A 24,008-nucleotide genomic window follows, 5' to 3' on the forward strand; every position below is an offset into this window, starting at 1 on the left:
CTTCACGACAGGAGACCTTCCCTGTTCAACGACCAGTCACAGCGTGTCGTCGCAATCCCTCAACCAACCTGCCTGGGCAGTACATCTAGGCGGCTGCGCCGGCCAGTCCCACCAGGCGAGGGCGAGCAGTTGCCGGGTGACAACGGATCCCGTGGAGATGATCGCCCCGGGTCGTAGGCTCGTGCCATGCTGGAGAAGTCCGAGATCCGGTTCCTCCCCCTCGGCGCCCGCCGCGTTGCGTACGAGATTCGCGGGGATGGTCCACCACTCGTGGCTCCGGCGTGGTGGGTGAGTCACCTCGAGCTCGACTGGCAGGGTGTGGGTTTTCGGCGATTCTGGGAGGGAGTCGCAGCTGGCTACACGCTGATCCGCTACGACCGGCTCGGCGTCGGCTTGTCGGACCGCACCTTGCACGATTCGGACCTGAGCCTCGATGGGGAAGTTGCGACGTTGTGCGCGCTTCTGGATGAGCTCGAGCTCGAGCGTGTGTCGCTCATCGGCGGCTCATCTGGGAGCTGCACCGCCATCGCGTTTGCCGCAGCGTTTCCGGAGCGCGTCGAGCACCTGGTGCTGTACGGGTCGTACCCCAACGGTGCGGCGCTGACAGCACCGGGCGTGGGGGATGCGATCTTGGCGACGGTGCGCGCGCACTGGGGCCTCGGCTCGCGTCTGCTCGGTGACATCTTCCTCGGTGGCGCCGACCCTGCGGAGCACGAACTCTTTGCGCGGTTGCAGCGGGAGGCGGCGACCGCCGAAACCGCTGCCGCATTGTTGGATCTGGCCTATCACCTCGACGTACGCGCACACCTCCCTCTCGTCCGCCAGCCGGCGTTGGTTGTGCATCGTCGTGGCGACCGCGCGGTACCGTTCCGGCTCGGGCGCGAGGTCGCGGCCGCCATTCCGGGCGCGACCTTCGTCCCGCTGCCGGGAAGCGCGCACTTCCCCTGGCACGATGACACCGATTCCGTGGTCCGCGCGTGCCACCAGACGCTGGCACCGGTGCAGCCGTCGTCGCACCGTGCGAGCGAGCCGGAATCGGTCCTGCTGTCCAGCCGTGAGCGTGAGATCCTCGCCTGCGTCGCTCGCGGTCTCGGCGACCGTGAGATCGCAGAGCAGCTCGTGCTGAGCCCGCATACCGTTCACCGCCACGTTGCGAATATCCGCCGCAAGCTGGGCCGCACCTCACGGACGGCCGCCGTCGCGGAGGCCGCGCGTCTCGGACTCCTGTGAGATGGCCGGAATGGGCCATCTGCAGGAGATGGCCGAACTGAGCGATGTGCGCAACAAGCGGTCGCTCGTACGTTTGACCGCATGACCGAGAACGTAAGCATCGAATCAAGCAACGAACTCCAGGCGAGCCCCCCATCAGCGGCGTGGCTGCGGATCTTCGCGCTGGCGTACGACCCGTTTCTCTGGCTGGGCGAGATCGCAGGCATGCGCCGCCGGCGGAGCTCGCTCCTGGGCGGCGCCCACGGTCGCGTCGTCGAGATCGGCGCCGGGACCGGGCTGAACATCGCGCACTATCCCGACGGGATCGCCGAGCTCGTGCTCGCCGAGCCCGAACCGGGGATGCGCCGAAGACTTGCGCGTCGCCTGCAGCGGCATGCGCCCATCGCGCGGATCGTCGACGCGCCTGCCGAGCGTCTACCGCTCGCCGATGCGTCGGTGGACACCGTCGTCTCGACGCTCGTCCTCTGCACCGTCGACGACCCCGAACTCGCGCTCCGCGAGATCGCGCGCGTGCTCCGCCCGGATGGGCAGTTGTTGTTCATCGAACATGTGCGTGCGAGCTCGCGGTTCCTCGCGGCGTGCCAGGATCTTCTGCTCGATCCGTGGCGACACTTTGCGGGCGGCTGCCGCTGCAACCGCGCGACCGCGGACCTGATGCGCGACAGCGGCTTCACGATCGCAGCCGACGATGCTGTGTGGCGCGGCATGCCGCCGATCGTCCGTCCGCTCGTGTTGGGACGCGCCACCAGGCTCGGCAAGCTGGCGATGGAGTAACACGGTCGATCGGACCGGCCAGTCGACTGCTCCATCTCGGGCGGCCGGTAGCCGGGCCCCGTTCATGGCTGAGCCCCGCCGACCAGCAGCAGGATCGCGGTCGAGACGTCGGTGCCCGCGCCGCCGGTCGCCAGCCGGCGCAGCTGCAGGCCGGTGATGGTCGCGACCAGGGTCGGCGCGATCGCCGCGGCGTCGGGCACGCCAAGCGCCTCGAGGATGGTCACGGTGAGCGTGTCGTACGCCGCGAAGCACTCGTCGGCTGCCGCTTGCAGCTCCGGGTCGCGGCCGGCCTGGATGTACAGCTCGAACGGCGCCATCCGCTCCGCGTCGAACGCCAGGTCCCGCACCACCTGCTCGGTGAGCGAGGCGGCGTCCTGCACGCTCAAGCCGGTGTCCCGGTACTGCTCGGCCAGGTCGGTCAGCCGGGCGGTCTCGGCGGTGACGAAGCCGAGCAGGGCGTCGCGCAAAAGGTCAGTCTGGCTGGGGAAGTGGTAGGTGATCGAGCCGAGCGAGACCTCGGCCTGCGCCGCGATCCTGCGGTTGGTGACGGCGGCGATGCCGTCGGTGCCGATGATGTGCAGGACCGCGGCGAGGATCCGCTCACGAACCGGGGTCTCGCTCACCGGTCACCACCACTGTTCGGGACGTTCACGGTCCCAACGTAGTTCACGTTCGAGCTGGGCCGCGAGCGAGACCAGCAGCGGTTCGGTGTTGTCGTGACCCATCAGCTGCACGCCGAGCGGCAGGCCGTCCGGGGTGAAGCCGGCGGGCACGTTCACGCTCGGCCAGCCCAGGATGTTCCACGGCCAGGTGTACGGGCAGGCGGCGGTGATCACCTTGTCCGTCTCGAAGTGCCCGATGCCGTCGATCGCGTCCACCGGCGGCGGCGGGGTGGCGGTGGTCGGGGCCAGGATGACGTCGAAGTCGTTGAAGATGGTGCCGATCCGCCTGCGCATGCGCGGCTCGGCGGCGCGCGACGCACGCAACGGCAGGCCCCCCAGTAGCCTGCCGGTGCGCGCGTTGGACAGGGTGCGCGGGTCGAGCAGCGTCGGGTCCGGCACCCGCGAGCGCCACTGCTCCAGCCCTGCCATCGACCGCGGCAGGAAATTCGTGCCCAGCAGCAGCCCGTAGGCGGGGTCCGCGACGGTCACCTCGTGGCCGAGGCGGCGCAGCGCGTGCGCGGTGGCACCGATCGCCTCCTTGACCTCGGGGTGCAGGGTCCTTGGCGTGGCCGTGTAGGGAATCTTCAGCGACAGCGCGATCCGCAGCCGGCCGGGCTCGCGGTCAACGGCATCGCGCACGGTCACCGGCGGGGGCTGGTGCATGTCGCCCTCGTGGCTGCCGGAGACCAGGTCGAGCAGGAGCGCCGCGTCCGCCACCGTGCGGGCGAGCGGCCCCATGACGGTGATGCCGTAGAAGGCCTCGGGCTCGGGCCAGGTGGAGATCCGTCCACGCTGCGGCTTGATGCCGACCAGGTTGGTCCACGACGCCGGGATCCTGACCGAACCCGCGCCGTCCGAGCCGAGCGCGGCCGGTACCAGCCCGGCGGCGACCGCGGCCGCGCTGCCGCCGGAGGACCCGCCGGGGGTCCGCTCGCGCGCCCACGGGTTCCTGGTGTGCCCGAAGCTGCCCCCGGTGAACGGCCACTGGCCGAGCTCGGGGCTGTTGGTCTTGCCGACGATGACGGCGCCCGCGGCGCGCAGTCGCCGCACGACCTCGGAGTCCGCGGTCTTGGCGGGGAACTCGCCCGGGCAGCCGAAGGCCGTCGGTTCGCCGGTGATATCGACGTCGTCCTTGACCGCGATCGGCACGCCGAGCAGCGGCAGGCGCTCGCCCGCGGCCAGCCGACGGTCGGCCTCGGCCGCCTCCGCGAGCGCGGCCTCGCGGCGAACCACCCGGAAGGCGTTGAGGCCCGGCTGGCTGGCGTCGATGGCGTCCAGGCTGCGGCGAACCCGGTCGACGGAGGTGGAGGCGCCGGTCGCCAGGGACTGTGCGGTCTCCTCGAGTCCGAGTTCCCTGGTCTCTTCCATGTGCGTGCTCACTCCGTGCCTCCCGATGACTGTTCGTTCGAACGAACAGTACCTCCGGCCGGTGTCGGCCGCCAGGTTTTCGCGTCCGGATTCGGTGCCGGGTGAGTAGCTTTGGGCCCAGCGCGAACATCGGAGGAGTCATGAGCGGTGACTTGAGGGCCTGGGAACGGCGTGGGCGCCACCTCGAGGTCGACGGGAACCGGATCTTCGTCGTCGAGATAGGGGAGGGCACCGGCGCTCCGCTCGTGATGGTGCACGGGTTTCCCGGCTCGTCGCACGACTTCGCCGAGGTGGCGGAGCGGCTCGGATCCGGTCGGCGGGTGGTGCTGCTCGACCTGCTGGGGTTCGGGCTGTCCGACAAGCCGACCTCGGCCCGCTACTCGCTGTTCGAGCAGGCGGACCTGGTGGAGGCCGTGCTCGGCCGGTTGGGTATCGGCCGCTGCGTGCTGATCGCCCACGACATGGGGGACACCGTGGTGGCCGAGCTGATGTACCGCCACAATCTCGGTGTCCTCGGGTTCGTTCCCGAGCAGGTCATCCTGACCAACGGCTCGATCTTCATCGACCTCGCGCAGCTGACGTCCGGCCAGCGCGCGATGCTGCGCCTGCCCGCGCGGGCGCTGCCCTTCTCACCCCCGCATTGGCTGCTGGCCCGCGCGATCGACCGCAGCTTCTCGCCGCGCGCGCCCGCTCCGGCCGGCGCCATCGACGCCCTGATCGAGGCCATCGAGCGCAACGGCGGCGGGCGGCTGCTGCCCCGCCAGAACCGCTACATTCTCGAGCGCCGGGCGCATCAGGATCGGTGGACGGCGGGGCTGGTGGAGTACCCGGAGCCGTTGGCGCTGATCTGGGGCGAGTGCGACCCCATCGCCGTCCCGGAGATGACCGCGCGGTTGCTCGAGCTGCGCCCCGACACCGCGGTGACCGTGCTACCCGGCATCGGGCACTGGCCGCAGCTCGAGGCGCCGGACCGGCTCGCCGAGCTGATCGGGCAACGCCTGGGCTGACCGGGTGAGCGCGGGCGGTCCGGGATTGTCCCCGCATCGTGGGACACTTTCCTGGTGAGGTTGTACCGGGACCACGCGGTGGTGTTGCGCCAGCACAAGCTGGGCGAGGCCGACCGCATCGTCACCCTGCTGACCCGCCAGCACGGGCTGGTGCGGGCGGTGGCCAAGGGTGTGCGCCGCACCAAGTCCAAGTTCGGTGCCCGGCTGGAGCCGTTCGCGCACATCGACGTGCAGCTCTACCCCGGCCGCAACCTCGACATCGTCACCCAGGTGCAGACCCTGGATGCCTTCGCCGGGGACATCGTCGACGACTACGGCCGGTACACCACCGCCTGCGCGGTGCTCGAGACCGCGGAACGGCTCGCGGGCGAGGAGCGGGCCCCGGCCCTGCGGCTGCACCAGCTCACCGTCGGCGCATTGCGCGCGGTGGGGGAGCAGGCCAGGCCACCCGAGCTGATCCTCGACGCGTTCCTGTTGCGGGCCATGGGTTTCGCCGGCTGGGCGCCCGCGCTGGAGGAGTGCGCGCGGTGCGCAGCACCCGGCCCGCATCGGGCCTTCCACGTGGCCGCGGGCGGGGCGGTCTGCGTGCACTGCCGACCGCCTGGCTCGGCGACACCCTCCCCTGGCGTGCTCGACCTGATGGACGCGCTCGCGCGCGGCGAGTGGGCGAACACCGAGACCGTCACGGCCGCGGTCCGCGCGCAGGCCAGCGGGCTGGTCGCCGCGCACCTGCAGTGGCACCTCGAGCGTCAGCTGCGCACCCTGCCGTTGATCGAGCGCTCACGCCCGCACACCGCGGCCGAGGTGGATACCGCGGATCCGCGGGCGGTGGCGGGGCCACCCCGTCCGGTCGGGCAGGATGGTGACCGTGATTCGACGACGCGAACCGCAAGCTCCGCCTAACCGCGTGATCCGGCCCCCGGCCCCCCACCCCTCCGGCGCCAGGGCGCCGATCCTGCAGCCCGAGCTGATCCCGCGGCACGTCGCGTTGGTGATGGACGGCAACGGCCGCTGGGCCCAGGAGCGGGGCCTGCCGCGCACCGCGGGTCACGAGCGCGGCGAGGCGGTGCTGATGGACACCCTCGAGGGCTGCATCGAGATCGGCGTGAAGTGGCTCTCGGCGTACGCGTTCTCCACCGAGAACTGGAAGCGCAGTCCCGAGGAGGTGAAGTTCCTGATGGGCTTCAACCGGGACGTGATCCGGCGTCGGCGCGACGAGATGCACGAGATGGGTGTGCGGGTGCGCTGGGCGGGGCGCAGGCCGAGGCTGTGGGCCAGCGTCATCAAGGAGCTCGAGGTCGCCGAGGAGCTGACCAAGCACAACACCACGATGACCCTGACGATGTGCGTGAACTACGGCGGCCGCGCCGAGATCGCCGACGCGGCACGGGAGATCGCGCGTCGGGTGGCGGCGGGCGAGCTGAACCCGGAGAAGGTGACCGAGGCGACCGTCGCGAAGTATCTCGACGAGCCCGACATGCCGGACGTGGACCTGTTCCTGCGACCTTCGGGTGAGCTGCGCACGTCGAACTTCCTGATCTGGCAGTCCGCCTATGCGGAGATGGTGTTCCAGGAGAAGCTGTTTCCGGACTTCGACCGCCGCGACCTGTGGGCCGCGTGCGTCGAGTATGCGTCGCGCGACCGAAGGTTCGGAGGAGTGAAGTGACGGACGCCGGGACCGCCGAGCAGCTGCAGGTCCGCGCCCGTGACGCGCTCGCGCATTTCGTGGAGGTGCGCGAATCCGACGACGGGTCATTGGGTTTCGAGTACGCGGGGGCGCTGTGCTCGCTGCGGGCGGTGAACCTCGCGCCCGGGCTCGACGTGCTGTCGGTGACCGCCGTGTTGGCCTGGGACCGTCCGGTCAAGCCCGCGCTGCACAAGAAGGTCGCCGAGAAGAACTCGATGATGCAGTTCGGGTCGATCACGGTGATCACCCGCGACAAGCTGGCCGACGTGATCCTGCGCTACACCTTCCCGGCCGCCGGGCTCGAGGACGAGGCACTCACCACGATGCTGCTGCTGGTGCTCTCGGGCGCGGATCAGGGTAGGCAGGGGTTGCTGCCCTAGCCGCCGCGCTCAGGTGCGCGATCGGGATCCACACGTCACCGATGTGCGCGCTTGGATTCACGGGCCGCGTTCTTGGCGGAGCGTGCGATGCTCTTGAGTTCGTCACGGGTGAAACCGAGATGGCGGACGGAGCGCATCCAGGTGTAGAGGTCCGAAGCCGCCCGATGCTGGCCGAGCCGCGAGTAGCAGGCCGCCAGGTCGAAGGCGGACTTGCGGGCTCGCTCGGCGACCTCGGGATCGGGGAAGGCACCCGCGATGTCCAGGATCATCCGGTGGGCGTTGCTCGTCTCGTGCAGGCGGCCGAGACCGGTCAGGAGCAGCGCCTTGTTGCGCAGTGTCTTGACACGGCGGAGCCGGCGTTCCGCGGAGTCGACGGACAGGTCGTGGACTGCGAGGACGTGGTCGTAGGCGGTGATCGCGGCGACCGGGTCGCCCAGATCGTCGATCAGAACGGCGCGGTTGTAGGCGGCCACTTCGCGGGCGCTCACGATGTCGCCGTCGGTCGATCCGTCGGCGAGCCGTCCGAGCGCCTCGTAGGCCTCGATCGCGGCACGCTCCTCGCCGAGTCGGGCGAGCGCGATGCCGAGCCTCAGGTGGCCACGCGCGTGTACCCGCCGTGCGCGGGTGTCGAGGCCGGGGCGGCGCAGGGCGGCACCGCGTGCGACGGCGACGAGTTCCTCCCACCGCCCGGCGTCGACCAACAGACCTCCGAGCACGTCCAGCGCCGCGAGCCCGAGCATGACGATGTTCTCGTCGGGGTCCGCACCGGTGTCGGCCGCAACCGCCGCGAGCAGCGTTTCGGCGTCCGCGCGTCGCCCCTCGTCGACCAGTCTGTCGGCCTCGTACAGCCGTTCGCGAAGATCGCGGTAGCGGGCCTCTCCCGCCGAGGCGGGGGCCGCATCGGTGGGGGAGGAGATCGCGAGGATCCGTTGATTCTCGGTCGCGAGGTCGACGGTGTCGCGGGTGTCCGGGTCGCCGCTGTCCGCGTGGTTCGTGACCAGGCCCCGCAGCAGGGTCGCCGCCAACTCGCGTTCGCCTCGTTCTGCCGCGCGTGTCGACTGAGTGAGGCGGCGCCGGGCGTCCAGGCGGCGGATGCGCACGTCTGGATCGGCGGCAAACAGATCCGCAAAGCGGTGCAGCGCATCATCGATCTCGGTCGGATCGAGCCCGGGTGACTGCCACACGGAGAAGAGTGAGTTGGCCGCCCACAGGCGGACGTCGGCGTCGGCGTCGTGGGCCGAGCGATTCACGGTGTCGCGGATGACACCGCGAGATTCGGCCAGTTCGCCTGCTTCCCGCAGGAGGCGTCCCCGCCAGTACATCGATTGGGCGATCGCGGCCGCGACGCCGGGCACGCCGGCGGCCCTGGCGTACCGGTGCGGCACCTGCTTCAGCACCTCGAGGGCATCGCCACGGCGGCCGATGTCGGCGAGTCGAAGCGCTCGGTCGACCATCGCCAGGGCGAGCGGCACAACAAGACGCTCGTCGGTCTCGTGCCCGGGGAATCGCGCTTCGAGCCGTTCGTAGAGCTGCACGGCCATCTCGGGGTCGCCGAGATGCGCGGTCACCTCGGCGAGTCGTGATGCCACGCGCGCCCGTGCCCCCGCCGTGACCGGGCTGGTATCGGTGCCGAACGCGCGGTCGGCGTGGGCGAGGATCTGTCGATCCACCGTCGTCACCGCGCCTGCGTCCTCGGGAACACCCCCGAGCACCCACCACAGGACCGCCTCACGCGCGTCCTCGGCGGCACAGGCGGCATAGCGGTCCACCAGTGCGGTCGAGTGTTCCACGGCGGCAAGGTCGCGCTCGGTGTCGGGAAGCCGCTCCAGCACCTGGTCGAGATGCCGGGCCTGTTCGGCGGCCGCCTCGAAGCCGGGATCGGCGACGGGCACATCGAGAGCACGCAGGCCGTGGGTAATCGCCACCGCCGCAGGCAATCCCCGGCTGATCTCGTCGTCGACCAGGCAGAGCGATGCGGCGTGCAGGAGCGCCCGCGCCGAGGGGAGTGGCTCGGCCTCGGCGATCACGCGGTGCATCAGCGCGATCGCGGACTCCGGGTCATCTCCGATGTCGTAGCGGATCTGTGCCGCCCGATAGAGCGCATTGATGCGCAGATGACGCAACCGCTCGTCGGATTCCGCGGTGAGCGTGAGCGCCAGCGTCTCGAGGCCGACCGCCACCCGATGGCGATCTCGTCCCAGGTGCCGCCGCAGGATCTCGGCGGTGAGCATTGCCTCCGCTCGGGCCTGCCGCACACCGAGCGGTTGATCGTCCCCGATGTGACGTGCTGCGAACGACTCCGCCGCTCGCAGCACATCGACCAGCACGATCGCGTCATCGAGCTCGTGCCGGTGGATCCACTCGATCGCCTCGAGCTCGGCGAGCGCGCGGGCCTCCCGGACGGTGTCGGCATCGAAGCCGTCCGTGAGCTCGGTCATCCTCGCGATGCGTCGCTCGAGGGCATCGCGTGGTTCGGACGGGGCTTCCAATCGGAGGAGCATCCCCGTCGCCTCGGCCACGGCTACTGCGTCCAGGTCCTCGGCGGCACGTCCCTGCGCATCCAGCGCCAGAGCCAGGATCGCGTGCGCCTGCTCCTGATCACCTACCTCGAGCAGCTCGCGCGCACGGCGCACGACATCACGAACCATTCTTCGATCCTTCCCGGGATGTCCCCAAAATCTATATGCCCCAGGAGCGCAGCGGAGTTGTGCGTCGCGAATGTCCGCTGACGCCGGGGCGCCGCTTTCGGGGATCGACGGGCGTAATATCTACGTATGAATGCAGATAATGCATATTGCCGGCGGCGGCTGCAGGACGACCAGGTCGACCTCGTCGTGGAGGTGTTCCGGATGCTGGCTGACGCCACCCGTGTGCACGTGTTGTGGGCCCTGGTCGATCGGGAATGCTCGGTCAACGAGCTGGCGGCGCACGTCGGCAAGCCGGCGCCGTCGGTGTCGCAGCACCTGGCGAAGCTGCGGATGGCGCGGCTGGTGCGGACGCGCCGCGAGGGCACGACGGTGTTCTATCGGCTCGAGAACGACCACGTGCGCCAGCTGGTGACCGACGCGGTGTTCAACGCCGAGCACGCCGGTCCTGGCATACCCGGACATCACCGCACCGACAGCGGGTTGCGGGTCCTGCACGCCGATGCCGCGGGGGAGGCGGCGGTCGGCGAGATCGGCGGCCCAGCATGACGCACGAACACCAGGAGGGTCACGTGCACGCGCACCGTGGCGGCTTTCGCTCCGCCGTGCGGGAGGTGTTCGTCCCGCACCGCCACGACGCGGCCGGCAACGTGGACGACGCGCTCGAATCGAGCGCGATAGGCATCCGGGCGGTCAAGGTCAGCCTGGTCGTGCTGGGTGTCACCGCACTCGTCCAGCTGTCGATCGTCGCGGTCTCGGGGTCGGTGGCGCTGTTGGCCGACACCATCCACAACTTCTCTGACGCGCTGACCGCCGTCCCGCTGTGGATCGCGTTCGCGCTGGGCAGGCGTGCCGCGACCCGCCGCTACACGTACGGGTTCGGCCGCGCCGAGGACCTGGCAGGCCTGTTCGTGCTCGCCATGATCGCGCTGTCCGCGCTGATCGCGGGGTACGAGGCCGTGCGTCGGCTGCTCGATCCGGTGCCGATCGAGCACCTCGCATGGGTGGCTGCGGCCGGGCTGGTCGGATTCATCGGCAACGAGCTCGTCGCGCTCTACCGGATCCGGGTCGGCAGGCAGATCGGATCCGCCGCCCTGGTCGCGGACGGCCTGCATGCACGCACGGACGGATTCACCTCGCTCGCAGTGCTGTTCGGCGCGGGAGGCGTCGCCCTCGGATTCCCGTTGGCCGACCCCATCGTGGGCCTGCTCATCACAGCCGCGATCCTGATCGTGCTCATCAGCGCCGCGCGCGAGGTGTTCCGTCGGTTGATGGACGGGGTCGATCCGGATCTGGTCGATGCCTGCGAGCGTGCGCTCGCCGCCGAGCCGGGGGTGGCGGGGGTCCGGAGCCTGAAGATGCGGTGGATCGGTCACCGGCTACACGCCGACGCCGAACTCGACATCGACGCCGGTACCAGTCTCGAGGACGCGCACCGGATCGCCCATCGAGCCGAACACGCACTCACCCAAGCGGTCCCGAAGGTCTCGACCGCCCTGGTGCACGCCTATCCCGCGCACCCGCTGACGCGGGTGTCCCGAGCGACAGGCGCGGAATCGAGCGGGCGCTAGGCGGAGCAGTTGCGGCAGGTACCGAAGATCTCGACGGTGTGGCTGACGTCGGTGAAGCCGTTCTCGTCGGCGATGGACTGCGACCACTGCTCGACAGTCGGGCCCTCGACCTCGACGGTGAACCCGCACGACCGGCACACCAGGTGGTGGTGATGGCCGGAGGAGCAGCGGCGGTACACCGACTCGCCGGTGTCGGTGCGCAGGACGTCGACGGTGCCGGCGTCGGCGAGGGTCTGCAGCGTCCGGTAGACCGTTGTCAGGCCGATGCCCTCGCCGCGCTTGCGCAGCTCGTCGTGCAGGTCCTGCGCGGAGCGGAACTCGTCGATCTCGTCGAGGAGTGCGGAGATCGCGCTGCGCTGCTTGGTGGCCCGCACGCCGACCACGACGGGGTTACGCCTGTCGTTCTTCTCGGTCACGGTCTCGGTCCTTCCTCGGCGTGGGCGACGGCGTCGATCACGATGTGGGCCAGGTGGTCGTCGACGAGGCGGTAGAACACCTCGCGGCCGTTGCGTTCGCCGCGCACGACGCCCGCCGACTTGAGCACCCGCAGGTGTTGGCTTATCAACGGCTGGGTGACGCCGAGCGCCTCGACGAGTTCGTGCACGCAGCGCTCCGCGTCGCGCAGCTGCAGCACGATCGCGATCCGCACTGGGGCGGCCAGGGCGCGCAGGATGTCGCCCGCCGCGCTCAGCGTGTCCTTGCTCGGCAGGGCGGCCGGCGGCCTGGAGCCGGACGGAACGTGTTCGACGGCGTGGAGATCGTCGGCATCGCTGATGCTCACCCCGCACCCACCTCCTCGTCGGATCCCGCGGCGGGCCCCGCTCGCCTTATTGCAAATCGATTCCATTTTGATATGCATGGATGCGCATGTCAAATGGGGAGATTTCGGTCGGCCCGACGGGGCAGATAGGCTGGGGCGCAGAAAACCGCACGTGACCGCAGCATCTATTACCCAGATGGAGAGCTCCCCAAGTGGCACCCAAGTCCATGATCGAGACCGTCGCCAACCTCGCGAAGCGCAGGGGGCTCGTCTACCCCTGCGGTGAGATCTACGGCGGTACCAAGTCTGCCTGGGACTACGGGCCGCTCGGCGTCGAGCTGAAGGAGAACATCAAGAGGCAGTGGTGGCGCAACATTGTCACCAGCCGCGACGACGTCGTCGGCCTCGACTCCTCGGTGATCCTCCCGCGCGAGGTGTGGGTCGCATCCGGCCACGTCGGGGTCTTCAACGACCCGCTCGTCGAGTGCCTGAACTGTCACAAGCGGCACCGCCAAGACCACCTGCAGGAGGCCTTCGCGGAGAAGAAGGGCCTCGACAATCCGGACGACGTGTCCATGGACCTCATCGTGTGCCCGGACTGCGGCACCGTCGGCCAGTGGACCGAGCCGCGCGACTTCAACATGATGCTCAAGACGCACCTCGGCCCCATCGAGACCGAGGAGGGGCTGCACTACCTGCGGCCCGAGACCGCGCAGGGCATCTTCGTCAACTTCGCCAATGTGCTCACCACCTCGCGCAAAAAGCCGCCGTTCGGTATCGCCCAGATCGGCAAGAGCTTCCGCAACGAGATCACGCCCGGCAACTTCATCTTCCGCACCCGCGAGTTCGAGCAGATGGAGATGGAGTTCTTCGTCAAGCCGGGCGAGGATGCGGAGTGGCACCAGTACTGGATCGACACCCGGCTCGCCTGGTACACCGACCTCGGCATCGACCCGGAGAACCTGCGTCTGTACGAGCACCCGGCCGACAAGCTCTCGCATTACTCGACCCGCACCGTCGACATCGAGTACCGCTTCCGGTTCCAGGGCAGCGAGTGGGGCGAGCTCGAGGGCGTCGCCAACCGCACCGACTTCGATCTCAAGACCCACTCGGAGCACTCGGGCACCGACCTGAACTACTTCGACCAGGCCAGCGGCGAGCGGTACACCCCGTACGTCATCGAGCCGGCAGCAGGCCTGACCCGCTCGCTGATGGCCTTCCTGGTCGACGCCTACTCCGAGGACGAGGCGCCCAACGCCAAGGGCGGCGTCGACAAGCGCACCGTACTGCGCCTTGACCGTCGCCTGGCCCCGGTCAAGGCCGCCGTGCTGCCGCTCAGCCGCAACGCCGACCTCACCCCCAAGGCCAAGGATCTCGCGGCGCTGCTGCGCAAGAACTGGAACGTCGAGTTCGACGATGCAGGCGCCATCGGCCGCCGTTACCGTCGCCAGGACGAGATCGGCACCCCGTTCTGCATCACGGTCGACTTCGACACCCTCGACGACCATGCGGTGACGATCCGCGAGCGCGACACCATGGAGCAGGAGCGGGTCTCGCTCGACAAGGTCGAGGGCTACCTGGCCCAGCGACTGATCGGCGCCTAGTCTTCTTCGGTGACCTAGTTTTCTGATGAAGGGGCTGTCCCCGGCCGAGCGGCCGGGGACAGCCCCTTCGCCGTTCTCGCTGGTCCACGATCGGCCTGCCATAATTTGCCAGGGGTAGTTTCGATCACACGAGACCACGACGGGACGTTCCATGACGACCTCCGTGAAGGGCAGGCTCGGGAACCTGCCGCTGGAATTGACCAGTTTCGTCGGTCGGCGCCGGGAGATCGCCGAGGCGAGGCGGTTGCTGGGTACCTCACGGTTGGTGACGTTGGCCGGCATCGGCGGGGTCGGCAAGACCAGGCTGGCGGTGCGGGTCGCCGCGGACTCGCGGCGGTCGTTCACCGACGGGGTCTGGTTTGTCGCGCTCGGCGACCTGCACGATCCTGCGTTGCTGCCTGAGGCGGTCGCCGCGGCGCTCGGGCTACCGGATCGGCCGGGAAGTTCGGAGTCCCGTCTGCTGGTCCATCATCTGTCCACCCGGCAGACCTTGTTGGTCCTGGACAACTGCGAGCATCTGCTCGGGGCAGTCGCGGATTTCGCGCAGGCACTGCTGCGATCGTGTCCGGAGCTGCGCATCCTGACCACGAGCCGAGAGCTCCTCGGGGTGCACGGAGAGCGGGTGCTGCGGGTGCCGCCGCTGACCGTTCCGGACGCGCAGCGGACCCCGCCGCTCGAGGCCATGCCCCAGTACGAGGCGGTGGCGCTGTTCGTCACGCGGGCCGCCGCCGCCCTGCCCGAGTTCGCGCTCACCGAGACCAATTGCGCTGCGGTGGCCGGGATCTGCAGCAGGGTGGACGGACTTCCGTTGGCCATCGAGCTGGCGGCGGTGCGGCTGCGGATGATGTCTGCCGAGCAGATCCTGCAACGCCTGACCGACCAGTACCAGCTGCTCACCGTTGGTTCCCGATCCGCGCCGACCCGTCTGCAGACGTTGCGGTCGTGTGTGGACTGGAGTTTCGAGTTGTGCACGGCGCGGGAGCAGGAGCTGTGGTCGTGGTTGTCGGTCTTCGTCGGTGGTTTCGAACTCGATGCGGCCGAGGGTATCTGCCCCGAGGAACAATCGTCCGGGGACCTGCTGGACGCGGTGGCGTCGCTGGTGGACAAGTCGATCCTGGTCCGTGAGGAGTGTGGGGACGTCGTGCGCTTCGGCATGGCCGAGACCATCCGCGACTACGGCCGAGAGAAGCTGAGTGAATCCGGCGACTTGTCCCGGGCGCAGCGGCAGCACCTCGGGTGGTACGAACGGCTGGTAGCGCAGGCGGCTACCGAGTGGATCGGCCCCCACCAGACCGATTGGATCGCTCGACTCGACCGGGAACAGTCGAACCTGCGGGAAGCACTGGCATTCAGCATGACCGAGCCGGTGATCGGCACCGATCCAGATGTCAATGTGCGCATCGTCAATGCCCTGTTTCTGTTCTGGACGTGCCGGGGCCTGTTGGCGGAAGCCCGGCATTGGATGGACATTTCCCTGTCGACCTCCGATACCGCGCAGGCGGCGGAACGACTGTCGACCTTGTTCGACGACGGGGTGTTGGCGGGGATGCAGGGTCAACTCGGCGACGCGACGACACGGGCGCAGCAGTGCTGCGCGCTCGCGGAGCAGCTGGGGGACGCGGAGTCGCTCGAGACAGCGAACTACGCCAGGGGTTACCTGGCAATGTTCAGGGGCGACCTCGCCGCGGCATACGAACCATTCCAGGCCGCCCTCGCCAGCGCGGGTGCGCACTTCGCGGCCGGGTCCGGCCCGGGTCGAACCGGGCTCCGAATCGCTCGACAGCTGGGCGCCCTCCTGGGCCTGGCACTCGCGAGCGGGCTTCTGGGGGACGAGGAGACGGCCGTCGCCTGTTACGAGCAGACGCTGGCGATCACCACCCCGCGCGGTGAGTCCTACTTCCGTGCGTACTCGTCATGGGCCCTCGGATTGACGGCGCTACGGACCGGCGACATCGACCGGGCAACAACCATGATGGAACAGGCAATGCGACTGAACCGGCAGGTCAACGACCCGCTCATGACGGGCTGGTGCCTGGAGTCGATGGCCTGGATCGCGATACGCGAAGACAAGCCGACTCGAGCGGCCGTCCTGATGGGCGCCGCCGAGACGCTCTCGCAGAGGGTGGGCACCGCCGCGGTGCCCCTTCCGTACATGCTCGGGAACCACGACGAATGCGTGCAACAGGCCCGTGATGCGCTCGGAAAGCGCTCCTACACTGAGGCATTCCGCACCGGTGCCGCCATGAGCCTCGAAGAATCCGTCGCGTACGCACTCGGGGACCGCCCCGCCGACCAGCCCCGGACGACACCGGTCGCCCCCGTGTTGACCCCGCGAGAAACCGAGGTGGCACAACTGGTCGCGGCAGGCCATCCGAACAAGGTGATCGCCTCGATGCTGGTCCTCTCACCCCGCACCGTCCAGGGCCATGTAGAACACATCCTGGCCAAGCTCGGGTTCACCTCCCGAACTCAGATCGTGGCCTGGGTCGCCGAGAATCACCGGTAGCCCAGGCCCTCGTCACCCGAATGTGGATCAGTTCCGTCGGAGACCACGCAGGCGTGCGGTCCGGGAGGGGGCGTTCCGGACCGCACGCCTGCGGTTCTTCAGCGTCCGGGTTCGGTCGCGTGAGGGGCGCGGCCGAGTGGTCCGGGTGCGTTCTTGGGTGGGGTCAGCCGATGCTGAAGGGCTGGCCCCAGAGGGTGACGTTGCTGGTGACGTTGGCGGTGTTGACGGTGACCTTGACGTAGGAGCGGGCCTGGGCGTAGCCGGCGCAGCCGCTGACGCCGAGGGTGGAGTCGGCCCAGGTGACGCTGCCCTTGCCTTTGTAGGGGTTTGCGGCGCGGTGTTGTTCGGCGCCGAAGGCGTCGGCGAGTTCGAGATCGAGGATCTTGTAGTCCACGGCCTGGCCGGGTCCGATGGAGACGTTGCCCGCGCCCTTGGCGGTCTGCTTGGCGGCGCCGTCGGGGTCGGCCCAGGTGGTGCTCATGCCTCCGTCGGTGCCGGTTTTGCCGCCGAGGGTGAGCTGGCAGGCGACGATGTAGCCGGGCTGGATGGTGCCTGCGCCGCCGCCGGAGACCTCGACCTTGGCGCTGCCGGAGACCCAGACGTTGCGGTGCAGCGGGGTCGCGCCCATGGACGGGGAGATGGTGGCGGATTCGCCGGTGCGGGTGATGGTGACGACGGTGCCGTCGACGAGGGTCTCGGTGATCGTGCCGTCGGGCAGCGGGACGAGGGTATCGGCGTTGGCCGCGCCCGCGGACAGGAAGCCGAGGGCGATCGCGGCGGTGGCACCGACAGCGGCGGTCTGCAGCCTGCGACGCAGGCCGTTCTTGCTGGTGTTCATGAATTCCCCTTTGAGGGTTCAGGTTTCAGGTTCGGGGGTGGGCTGGGTCAGCCGATGCTGAAGGGCTGGCCGTACAGGGTGGTCTTGGAGTAGTCGTTTCCGACGATCTCGACCACGGTGTAGGAGCGGGCCTGTGCGAAGCCGCCGCAGTTCTGGATCTCGAGCTGGGTGTCCTGGTATTGGACGGCGTACTTGCCGTTCTTCTTGATGTCCTTGCCCGCGACGCTGACGAACTTGACCTGGCCTGCGGAGACCGGGACGGTCAGCGACCCCGAGATGGAGGGGCCGGAGAGGTCGATGCCTGCGCCGATGGAGCCGCCGAGGCCGGTGATGTCGACCTGGCAGCCGACGATGTAGCCGGTGTTGATGCGTGAGATCCCGTGTGTGGAGGAGTTGTTGGTGCCGGGGGTGTTCGCGGCTGCGTTGAAGGGTCCGGCTTCGCCTTCCTTGGTGATGCCGGTGACGTCCGCGGTGACGGTGCCCGAGACCCAGGCGGTGCGGCCGGCACCGTTCGCTGCGAGTGATGGGGAGATCAGGGCGCTTTCGCCGGTGCGGGAGACGACCGCTCCCGGTCCGGCCTTCTGTCCGTCGGGCAGCGGCACGAAGGTGTCGGCGTGGGCCGCACCCGTCGACATCAGGCCGATCGCCAGTGCCGCGGCGCCGATGCCTGCGATGCGGGCGCCACGGCGCCGATTCTTGTTGAGAGTATTCATGGATTTCCTTTACAGATCTGGATTTTGTGTGGGTTCTGGATGGTTCCAACGAGCCGGCTCGACGCTCCGGACAACGGCGGGCTCCGAGAGCGTGGGATTTATGCCGGGGACGCGAGCGTGTCGGTCGGGGCCGCCGGGACCTCGTCGGGATTCCTCAACTCCGATGAGGCAAGCTTGCGGAGACCGGCGGGATAGAGCCTCATGCCGAGGCCCATGACGAGGATCGACACGACAGACGCCAGTGGAACCCACTGAAGCGCACCGAGTAGACCCAGCCGGTCCGATAGCAACCCGACGACGAACGGGCCCAGCGCCAGTCCGAAGACGTTGTTCGCGAGCGTGCCCACTCCGAAGGCCGAGGCCCGGATGGACGGGTGGGACAGGCTGGCGACGACCGCCGTTGTGGCACCGGAGAATCCGGAGCAGAAGAAGGCTCCGAGGCCGAGGAACATCAGCTGGATCGGGCCGCTGGCGAGTTGGAAACCGATCATCAGGGACACCATCGCGATGAGGCCGTACGCGATCGCGGCGCTCCACCTTTGTTCGGGCCGTCGGCGTCCGATGCGGTCGGCAGCGATGCCGCAGAGCACAGTTCCTGCGCCGATCAAGAGCACGAAGACCGCTGCCGCCAGGCCGGCGTCGGTGGCCGACATGTCGTGGTAGCGATTGAAGTAGCTGGGGAGCCAGGCAAGGAGCACGCCCGCGACGAAAAACTGCAGTCCTGCACCGACATAGGCGCACGTCAGGGAGGCGTTCGTGAACAGGCTTGAGATGGGTGCGCGTCCACTCACGGAAGCGTGGGTGCCGGAGGCCGGCTGCTCGGTGGCGTGGCGCGCCAGTTGATGCTCGGTGACGAGGATCCGGAACAGAACGATCAGACACAGACCGAAGGCCGCCATGATCAGGAACGCCCCTCGCCACCCGAGTCGATCCGCGAGGACGCCGCCGAGTGCGACACCGACGACCGAGCCGAAGAACGCTGCGCCGAGGATGGAGCCGCTGAGGGAGGCGTGCAGGCGTGGGGCGAAGACGCCCAGCATGACGGCCATTCCTACGCTCGCGTAGGCGGCCTCGCCGAACCCGAGCAGGAATCGTGCGCCGAGTAGCTGCGTGTAATTGACTGCCGCGGCGCACAGGACGGTCGCGACACTCCACATGACGGCCATCAGGACCACGCTGCGGACCCGACCCCAACGGTCGGCCAGAAGCGACATCGGCAGTGCCAGCACACCGACCATCAGGGCGACGACGCTGGTCAGAGCTGCGAGCTGCGAGTCCGACAGGTGCCACTCGGATTTCAGTACAGGGAAGACCGAGCTGAGAACCTGGCGGGACATGTAGTCCGACATCATCAGACCGAAGATCAGGGCGAAGACCACCCACGGAAAGACGTTCGAGTGGGCGGCCGCGCCGACGGGTTCTCGGGATGGCGTGGGCGCTCGGGACTCCATTGTCATGCGTGCTCCTGTTCTTCGAGGCGCGTTGGGGCGACGCGTCTCTGATTGGCCTGGTCGCAGACGTGCGTCAGGACCTGCCGGGCTTTGCGAACTAGGGATTGCCCACCGAAAGTGACCGTGCGGACTGATTCGGCAACTGCGGTGACTCGGGTCACACTATGCGAGTTGGGTCAAGATCATTTGACCTATTGGGACGCATTCCTTGGCAGTTTGGGACAGGGGATCGATGACGGTGCTGAAGGTGCGGAGTTCGGCTCTGACCGGCTACATCGGGCTGACCCAATCCTTCGGCTCGGACCCCGATCCGCTCATGCGTGCCGTGGGCATCGACCCGCCCGCCCTGGCCATGCCGAACACATGGCTTCCGGCAAAGGCAGTCGATGAGCTGTTGGAGCGCACTGCTCGGGAAACGTCATGCGCGGACTTCGCGGTCAAGATGGCGGACGGACGGAGCGTGTCGATTCTCGGAGCCGTGGGTTTGGCCGCCAGGGAAGAGCCCGACGTCCGGAGCGCGATCGCGCTCATCTGCGCCACATGCGGGTACACAACGAGGCGATTCGCATTCGGCTCGTCGAATTGAACGGACTTGCCTCCCTGCACATCGAGCCCGCGCCAGGGATGACACTCGGTCGCCAGTCCATCGAACTGGTCATCGCATCGTTGGCCCGGATCCTCAGCGCCTTCCTCCCGGAGGACTGGCGACCACTGTCCACGTGCTTCGTCCACGACGCACCGCCAACACTCGAAGTCCACCACCGCGCGTTCGGGACGGACATCGCGTTCGAACAAGACTTCAACGGCCTCGTGCTCTACTCGAGCGATCTGGACTCAATCAACCCGCTGTCGGACCCGATGTTCAAGCCCTACGCACGGCAGTACCTGGATCTGCTCGCGCCACCGGAGGATGCCTCCGTCGTCGGACGAGTCCGCGGCATCATCGAAGCCCTCCTCCCCGGCGGAAGCTGCACCGCGGCCCGTATCGCGCGCGCAACTCGTCCGTTCTCGATTCGGTGCGCGCAGACCTCGCGCGCCGGTACATCACGCGCGGTGATAGGAACCTGACCGACATCGCAGGCGAACTCGGATTCTCAGATCTGAGCGCATTCTCGCGCTGGTTCCGTCAACATTTCGGCCTGAGTCCGACGAAATGGGCTGCGCGACAACTCGAAGCCTTCCCAACGGGGAGGGAAGCGCTCAACAGTGCGAATCAGGCGCACGGCGCTCGGCCGCGCGTTTCAGGCGGACACCTCGACGGTGGTCGTGGCGTCGGGGGCGACCGTGACGGTGGCGTAGCTGACGGTGCTGCCGTCGACGACCTCGGTCTCGGCCTTCTGGGTTGCGCCGTTCACCGTGAGCGCGGAGTGCGCGCCGGGGAACTGTGCGGTCCAGCTGAGGGGGGTGGCCCCGGTGTTGGTCAAGGCCGATTTGGTCAAGGCGTCGTGGCGGAGGGTGAAGGTCGACTTGCCGAGTGGGATCGAGGCGACCTCCAGCCAGCCGATGTCGGCCGGGAGGTGGGAGGTGGTGGTCACGGCACTGTTCGGGGCGTCGGGCCGGACGCCGAGCAGACCGTTGACGGTTTGACTGACCAGGGTGAAGGCGACTTCGGGGTAGTCGCCGTTGACCAGCTTGCCGGTGGAGTGGACATCGCCGATCTTGTTGTAGACGTTCTGCATCCATTTCCAGGCGGTGGCGTCGGCGCTGTTGGCGAAGAAGGTTTCCGGCAGGTACGTCTCGGCCTCGACATTGGCGGGCGCGCCGCTGCCGGAGGCCTGGGAGTCGATGAAGGAGAGGTAAGAGTCGCGGCGCTGACCGGGTTCCATGATGCCCTTGAGCGGCATGAACCAGCTGTTCTCCTTGCCCCAACCGGTGATCGGGCCGCCGTAGGTCTGATAGGCGCGCACCACCTCGCCGGGTTTGGCGGGGTCGATGCTCCAGGTGGTGTTGTAGTAGTTCTTCAGCGCCTGCGCGGCGTCGGTGAAGATCTGGGCGCCTGCGGTGTCGCCCTTGGCGGAAGCCAGCCCGGCCGCCGCCAGGTAGGCCTGGTACTGCGAACCGATGGAGTCCCCGGCCTCGGCGAAATGGTCCCAGCCGCCCTCGTTGTAGCTCGCGGTACCGGCGAAGATGTCGCTGCTCGTCGCCTGGGCGATCTTCACGTCGCCGTGGCCCCGCGGGCCGGGGTGCTGCTCGACGAATTCGGTGACGGTGTTCCCGGCGTAGTCGCTCAGCGTCGGGTCGGTCAGGTAGTCGGTATCGCCGGTCTGGCGGTAGGCCTCATAGAGTTTTTGGGCCAGTTCGAAGGGGGCGGGCAGCTCCCGCACGTAGGAACCGGGGTCGCGGTAATCGGCGCTCAGGTAGGTCTTGGCGTCGAAGTTGATCGACCAGACAGGATCGTATTTGTTCGCAGCGGTGGCCGAGGCGGCGAAGGCCTTCAGCATCGTCTTGTTGGCGGCGTCCAGACCGAGCAGGTGGGCGCCGGCCAACTGGTGGACGAAGTCGCGGGAGTAGAAGCCCGACCGGTACGGGTAGCCGGCCCAGTAGGTGTTCGCGTAGGGCGCGGCGGAGGTGCCGAAGCTGTTGTTCTCGTCGGCGTTGATCGCGCCGATCTGGCCCGGCTGCTGGACCCAGCTGTTGGCCTTGGCCTTGGCCCAGTTGAACATCTCGGTGAGCCTGGCGTCGGACGAGTCGATCCGCGGATCGTTCGGGGCGGACGGGGCCACCGTGATGTCGTCGATGTTGACCCAGCCGTTCGGTGACGAGCCGAAGGCGATCTCGACCCGGTCGCCGGCGCGCAGAGACAGCCTGGAAAGGGTGTAGCGAGCGAAGATCTGCTGAGTAGCGAAGGTCACCGAGGCGGCCGGCACCCCGTTGACCGTCGCGGAGAAGGTGCCTTCGGGCGCCCCGGTGGCGATCCAGGCCGACAGGTCGAACATCCCGTCGGCGGGAACCGTGACGGTCTGGCTGATCCTGAATCCGGTGCCCTCGTCCAAGTACGCGTTCTTGGCCCCGCTGTGCTTCAGGTTGGTTCCGTTGCCCGTGCCGCCGGTGAACGTCCAGCCGGTCATGTCCTGCTCAAAGCCCGGATTGACGAAGGCGAGCGGCGGCGGCTCGGAAGCGGAAGCGGAAGCGGGGCTCGGCACGGCCAACGCTCCGGCCAAGAGTGCCAGATTCACGATCGGCTGAATCTTCACTGTCAGCCCCCTTTCGTTTCGTCTCAACGCTGGGCCACCCCATAGGTACCGGTGGTTGTTCCGGTCAGCCGCCACCCGCCGTCGATCTGGGTCAGGTCGAGATCGGAGACTCCGGAGGTGTCGAGGTCGGGGCGTTCGGTGCCGGGGTACCAGGCCTCGAGGCGTCCGGTGCCGGTGCCGGCGAACCCGGTCGCGGTCACCTCCGTGAGGGTGCCGGGAGCGGCCCGCGGGTAGGCGCGCGCGAGCGGGCGGGCGAATCTCTCCTCCATGCCTGCGGATCGGCCCGAGGGGCAGTCGATCAGGTTGAGGTTGCCCATCGTCTTGTGGGTGGCGGCGGTGTTGCCGTCGTGGATGAAGTGCGGGTCTCCGCAGGCCTGGGTCCAGGACCACCAGGCGCCGCCGATCCGGTGTGCGTTCATCGCATCGACGAATCGATCGACCTTCGCGACGTCGGCGTCGGGGTCGCCGAACCAGGCCCACTCACCGGCCCACACCGGTGCCCGATACCTGGCGGCGGCGTCGAGCGCCAGCCGGAAGCCGTCCTCGATCGAGGGGACGTCGTTGTCGACGTTGATCGAGCCGCTGTAGAGGTGGGGCGCGAACACCACGAGGGGATCATTGAGATAGTGCGGCGGCGGCAGCGCGTCGACCCCCAGCGCGGACCAGACCGCGCTCGGCTCGAAGAACACCAGGTGCGCGAACCCACCCTGCTCGGCCTGCCGGATCGCCGCGATCGCGCGCTGGTAGAACCGGCCGATCTGGTCGGCGGCGGTGATTGGGTCCCGCAGTCCGGGGTTGGGCTCGTTGAGCAGGTCGTAGCCGACGACCGCCGGTTCGTCCTTGAATTCGGCGGCCAAGCGAGCCCAGGTGTTGACGAGGTGACCCTGGATGCCCTGGGCGTCGTCGTAGAAGTTCTGGAACGAGCGGGCAACGGCGGGGGAGCTCTCCCGCATCCCGCCGAGGGTGCAGGTGCTCCAGCCGTCGGTCAGGGTGGCCCAGGCCGGGGCACCGTCCCACCCGATGCCGTCCTCGAGCGGCGACGGGCAGGACTCGCCCGGAGGCGTGCCCACGGCCTTGCCCCAGGCGTCCTGGTGCATGTCCAGCACGGTGTAGATGCCCTGCGCCTTGGCATCTTTCACGGCTTCGCGGATCCGGGCCACATAGTCCGTGTCGAAGGCGCCGGGGGTGGGTTCGAGGGCCGACCACGCGATGGTCAGCCGCGAGACGTTGAAGCCGTGGGCTGCCATCCGGGCGAACTCGTCGGGTTCGAGGCGGGCGGTGGCCGGGAGCGCGGGGTCGTTCTTGGCGTAGTCGTTGAGCTGGGTGACGTTCGCCCCGCGCAGCAGGACGGTCCGCCCGGTGACATCGGTGATGGCACCGTCCGTCACGGTCAATCGGGGCAGCGTCCAGTCGCCGGTGTCCGCCGGTCTGGCATTCGCTGACACCTGCTGTGCCGCGGTGGCGGCAACGAGGAGGATCAGCGTGACGATACGGGTAGGGACTCGGCTGGACCGCACGTTGTCACCCTCCTTCTGGACGAACGTCCATGTAAGCACGCATGGGTCGGCATCGTAGGTTCATTCGAGGTACTTGTGGTCGGGTTGAGCGAAGGGTCTGT

The 24,008-nt window shown here is 68.5% G+C and carries 20 protein-coding genes and 2 pseudogenes; 12 read left to right on the top strand and 10 right to left on the bottom strand.

The window, feature by feature from the left end; all coding sequences use genetic code 11:
• The first annotated feature begins 186 nt into the window (after positions 1-186).
• Both ABIC28_RS22750 and ABIC28_RS22755 read left to right on the top strand, forming a co-directional pair.
• The gene (locus tag ABIC28_RS22750; RefSeq protein WP_354581005.1) at positions 187-1,230 is read left to right on the top strand and encodes an alpha/beta fold hydrolase; all 1,044 of its coding nucleotides are present in this window, start codon (positions 187-189) and stop codon (positions 1,228-1,230) included.
• An 81-nt stretch (positions 1,231-1,311) separates the two neighbouring features.
• Complete coding sequence (locus ABIC28_RS22755) at positions 1,312-2,004, top strand: class I SAM-dependent methyltransferase (protein WP_269589219.1); 693 nt, start codon at positions 1,312-1,314, stop codon at positions 2,002-2,004.
• Positions 2,005-2,066: 62 nt separating this feature from the next.
• On the opposite strand, the gene ABIC28_RS22760 is transcribed toward ABIC28_RS22755, so the two are convergent.
• Both ABIC28_RS22760 and ABIC28_RS22765 read right to left on the bottom strand, forming a co-directional pair.
• On the bottom strand, positions 2,067-2,627 hold the full coding sequence (locus tag ABIC28_RS22760) for a TetR/AcrR family transcriptional regulator (RefSeq protein WP_209926751.1): 561 nt from the start codon (positions 2,625-2,627) through the stop codon (positions 2,067-2,069).
• A gap of 3 nt (positions 2,628-2,630) precedes the next feature.
• The gene (locus ABIC28_RS22765) at positions 2,631-4,034 is read right to left on the bottom strand and encodes an amidase (protein ID WP_097211366.1); all 1,404 of its coding nucleotides are present in this window, start codon (positions 4,032-4,034) and stop codon (positions 2,631-2,633) included.
• Positions 4,035-4,174: 140 nt separating this feature from the next.
• Here ABIC28_RS22765 and ABIC28_RS22770 point away from each other — a divergent pair, with 140 nt between their 5' ends.
• From ABIC28_RS22770 to ABIC28_RS22785, 4 genes are read left to right on the top strand one after another with little or no spacing between them, the layout of a single operon-like run.
• Positions 4,175-5,041 (top strand): alpha/beta fold hydrolase, encoded by an 867-nt coding sequence (locus tag ABIC28_RS22770; protein ID WP_354581008.1) that lies wholly within the window; start codon positions 4,175-4,177, stop codon positions 5,039-5,041.
• A 54-nt stretch (positions 5,042-5,095) separates the two neighbouring features.
• Positions 5,096-5,944 carry a DNA repair protein RecO gene (recO, locus tag ABIC28_RS22775; protein ID WP_354581010.1) on the top strand — a complete coding sequence of 283 codons (849 nt, stop codon included), beginning with the start codon at positions 5,096-5,098 and terminating at the stop codon, positions 5,942-5,944.
• A complete protein-coding gene (locus ABIC28_RS22780) occupies positions 5,901-6,707 on the top strand; it encodes an isoprenyl transferase (RefSeq protein ID WP_097211363.1) in 807 nt (268 codons plus the stop codon). Before recO ends, ABIC28_RS22780 begins: the two co-directional genes overlap by 44 nt.
• A complete protein-coding gene (locus ABIC28_RS22785; protein WP_354581012.1) occupies positions 6,704-7,108 on the top strand; it encodes a hypothetical protein in 405 nt (134 codons plus the stop codon). The genes ABIC28_RS22780 and ABIC28_RS22785 overlap by 4 nt, the downstream gene beginning before the upstream one ends.
• A 35-nt stretch (positions 7,109-7,143) precedes the next feature.
• On the opposite strand, the gene ABIC28_RS22790 is transcribed toward ABIC28_RS22785, so the two are convergent.
• Entirely contained in the window at positions 7,144-9,756 is a 2,613-nt protein-coding gene (locus tag ABIC28_RS22790) for a hypothetical protein (protein ID WP_354581014.1), read from the bottom strand.
• A 126-nt stretch (positions 9,757-9,882) separates the two neighbouring features.
• On the opposite strand from ABIC28_RS22790, the gene ABIC28_RS22795 reads away from it, so the two are divergent.
• Positions 9,883-10,302, top strand: coding sequence for an ArsR/SmtB family transcription factor (locus ABIC28_RS22795; protein ID WP_097211360.1), 420 nt, complete (start codon positions 9,883-9,885; stop codon positions 10,300-10,302).
• A complete protein-coding gene (locus tag ABIC28_RS22800; RefSeq protein WP_269589222.1) occupies positions 10,299-11,324 on the top strand; it encodes a cation diffusion facilitator family transporter in 1,026 nt (341 codons plus the stop codon). Before ABIC28_RS22795 ends, ABIC28_RS22800 begins: the two co-directional genes overlap by 4 nt.
• Here the strand turns inward: ABIC28_RS22800 and ABIC28_RS22805 are convergent.
• Positions 11,321-11,740 (bottom strand): Fur family transcriptional regulator, encoded by a 420-nt coding sequence (locus tag ABIC28_RS22805; protein ID WP_072753901.1) that lies wholly within the window; start codon positions 11,738-11,740, stop codon positions 11,321-11,323. The two genes, ABIC28_RS22800 and ABIC28_RS22805, sit on opposite strands and share 4 nt — an antisense overlap.
• The gene (locus ABIC28_RS22810) at positions 11,737-12,105 is read right to left on the bottom strand and encodes an ArsR/SmtB family transcription factor (RefSeq protein ID WP_257017393.1); all 369 of its coding nucleotides are present in this window, start codon (positions 12,103-12,105) and stop codon (positions 11,737-11,739) included. Before ABIC28_RS22810 ends, ABIC28_RS22805 begins: the two co-directional genes overlap by 4 nt.
• Before the next feature lie 191 nt (positions 12,106-12,296).
• Here ABIC28_RS22810 and ABIC28_RS22815 point away from each other — a divergent pair, with 191 nt between their 5' ends.
• Both ABIC28_RS22815 and ABIC28_RS22820 read left to right on the top strand, forming a co-directional pair.
• Complete coding sequence (locus tag ABIC28_RS22815) at positions 12,297-13,688, top strand: glycine--tRNA ligase (protein ID WP_097211357.1); 1,392 nt, start codon at positions 12,297-12,299, stop codon at positions 13,686-13,688.
• A gap of 151 nt (positions 13,689-13,839) precedes the next feature.
• A complete protein-coding gene (locus tag ABIC28_RS22820; RefSeq protein WP_209926745.1) occupies positions 13,840-16,194 on the top strand; it encodes an ATP-binding protein in 2,355 nt (784 codons plus the stop codon).
• Positions 16,195-16,357: 163 nt separating this feature from the next.
• On the opposite strand, the gene ABIC28_RS22825 is transcribed toward ABIC28_RS22820, so the two are convergent.
• The 3 genes from ABIC28_RS22825 to ABIC28_RS22835 form a co-directional block, all read right to left on the bottom strand.
• Complete coding sequence (locus ABIC28_RS22825; protein ID WP_354581019.1) at positions 16,358-17,032, bottom strand: MspA family porin; 675 nt, start codon at positions 17,030-17,032, stop codon at positions 16,358-16,360.
• Positions 17,033-17,079: 47 nt separating this feature from the next.
• The gene (locus tag ABIC28_RS22830; RefSeq protein WP_354581021.1) at positions 17,080-17,745 is read right to left on the bottom strand and encodes an MspA family porin; all 666 of its coding nucleotides are present in this window, start codon (positions 17,743-17,745) and stop codon (positions 17,080-17,082) included.
• Positions 17,746-17,843: 98 nt separating this feature from the next.
• Positions 17,844-19,196, bottom strand: a complete 1,353-nt coding sequence (locus ABIC28_RS22835; RefSeq protein ID WP_245221503.1) for an MFS transporter — start codon at positions 19,194-19,196, stop codon at positions 17,844-17,846.
• A 352-nt stretch (positions 19,197-19,548) separates the two neighbouring features.
• Here ABIC28_RS22835 and ABIC28_RS22840 point away from each other — a divergent pair.
• Together ABIC28_RS22840 and ABIC28_RS22845 are read left to right on the top strand one after the other, a co-directional pair.
• A pseudogene (locus ABIC28_RS22840) lies at positions 19,549-20,264 on the top strand (AraC family transcriptional regulator).
• Positions 20,240-20,299 (top strand): annotated as a pseudogene (locus ABIC28_RS22845) (hypothetical protein); the annotation flags it as partial. The pseudogenes ABIC28_RS22840 and ABIC28_RS22845, both read left to right, overlap by 25 nt.
• 138 nt (positions 20,300-20,437) lie before the next feature.
• On the opposite strand, the gene ABIC28_RS22850 reads toward ABIC28_RS22845, so the two are convergent.
• Together ABIC28_RS22850 and ABIC28_RS22855 are read right to left on the bottom strand one after the other, a co-directional pair.
• Positions 20,438-22,390 carry a carbohydrate-binding protein gene (locus ABIC28_RS22850; RefSeq protein ID WP_354581023.1) on the bottom strand — a complete coding sequence of 651 codons (1,953 nt, stop codon included), beginning with the start codon at positions 22,388-22,390 and terminating at the stop codon, positions 20,438-20,440.
• A gap of 23 nt (positions 22,391-22,413) precedes the next feature.
• Positions 22,414-23,907, bottom strand: coding sequence for a glycoside hydrolase family 5 protein (locus ABIC28_RS22855; protein WP_502945066.1), 1,494 nt, complete (start codon positions 23,905-23,907; stop codon positions 22,414-22,416).
• Positions 23,908-24,008 lie beyond the last annotated feature (101 nt).

It is taken from the genome of Rhodococcus sp. PvR044 (assembly GCF_040548995.1).
Classification (GTDB): Bacteria; Actinomycetota; Actinomycetes; order Mycobacteriales; family Mycobacteriaceae; genus Rhodococcus_G; species Rhodococcus_G oryzae.

Excerpts from the sequence above, each read along its gene's own strand:
- ABIC28_RS22835 (WP_245221503.1), bottom strand. The coding sequence starts at position 19,196 with ATGGAGTCCCGAGCGCCCACGCCATCCCGAGAACCCGTCGGCGCGGCC.
- ABIC28_RS22825 (WP_354581019.1), bottom strand. The coding sequence starts at position 17,032 with ATGAACACCAGCAAGAACGGCCTGCGTCGCAGGCTGCAGACCGCCGCT.
- ABIC28_RS22750 (WP_354581005.1), top strand. The coding sequence starts at position 187 with ATGCTGGAGAAGTCCGAGATCCGGTTCCTCCCCCTCGGCGCCCGCCGC.
- ABIC28_RS22820 (WP_209926745.1), top strand. The coding sequence starts at position 13,840 with ATGACGACCTCCGTGAAGGGCAGGCTCGGGAACCTGCCGCTGGAATTG.
- ABIC28_RS22755 (WP_269589219.1), top strand. The coding sequence starts at position 1,312 with ATGACCGAGAACGTAAGCATCGAATCAAGCAACGAACTCCAGGCGAGC.
- ABIC28_RS22830 (WP_354581021.1), bottom strand. The coding sequence starts at position 17,745 with ATGAATACTCTCAACAAGAATCGGCGCCGTGGCGCCCGCATCGCAGGC.
- ABIC28_RS22790 (WP_354581014.1), bottom strand. The coding sequence starts at position 9,756 with ATGGTTCGTGATGTCGTGCGCCGTGCGCGCGAGCTGCTCGAGGTAGGT.
- ABIC28_RS22800 (WP_269589222.1), top strand. The coding sequence starts at position 10,299 with ATGACGCACGAACACCAGGAGGGTCACGTGCACGCGCACCGTGGCGGC.
- ABIC28_RS22795 (WP_097211360.1), top strand. The coding sequence starts at position 9,883 with ATGAATGCAGATAATGCATATTGCCGGCGGCGGCTGCAGGACGACCAG.
- ABIC28_RS22770 (WP_354581008.1), top strand. The coding sequence starts at position 4,175 with ATGAGCGGTGACTTGAGGGCCTGGGAACGGCGTGGGCGCCACCTCGAG.
- ABIC28_RS22780 (WP_097211363.1), top strand. The coding sequence starts at position 5,901 with ATGGTGACCGTGATTCGACGACGCGAACCGCAAGCTCCGCCTAACCGC.
- ABIC28_RS22765 (WP_097211366.1), bottom strand. The coding sequence starts at position 4,034 with ATGGAAGAGACCAGGGAACTCGGACTCGAGGAGACCGCACAGTCCCTG.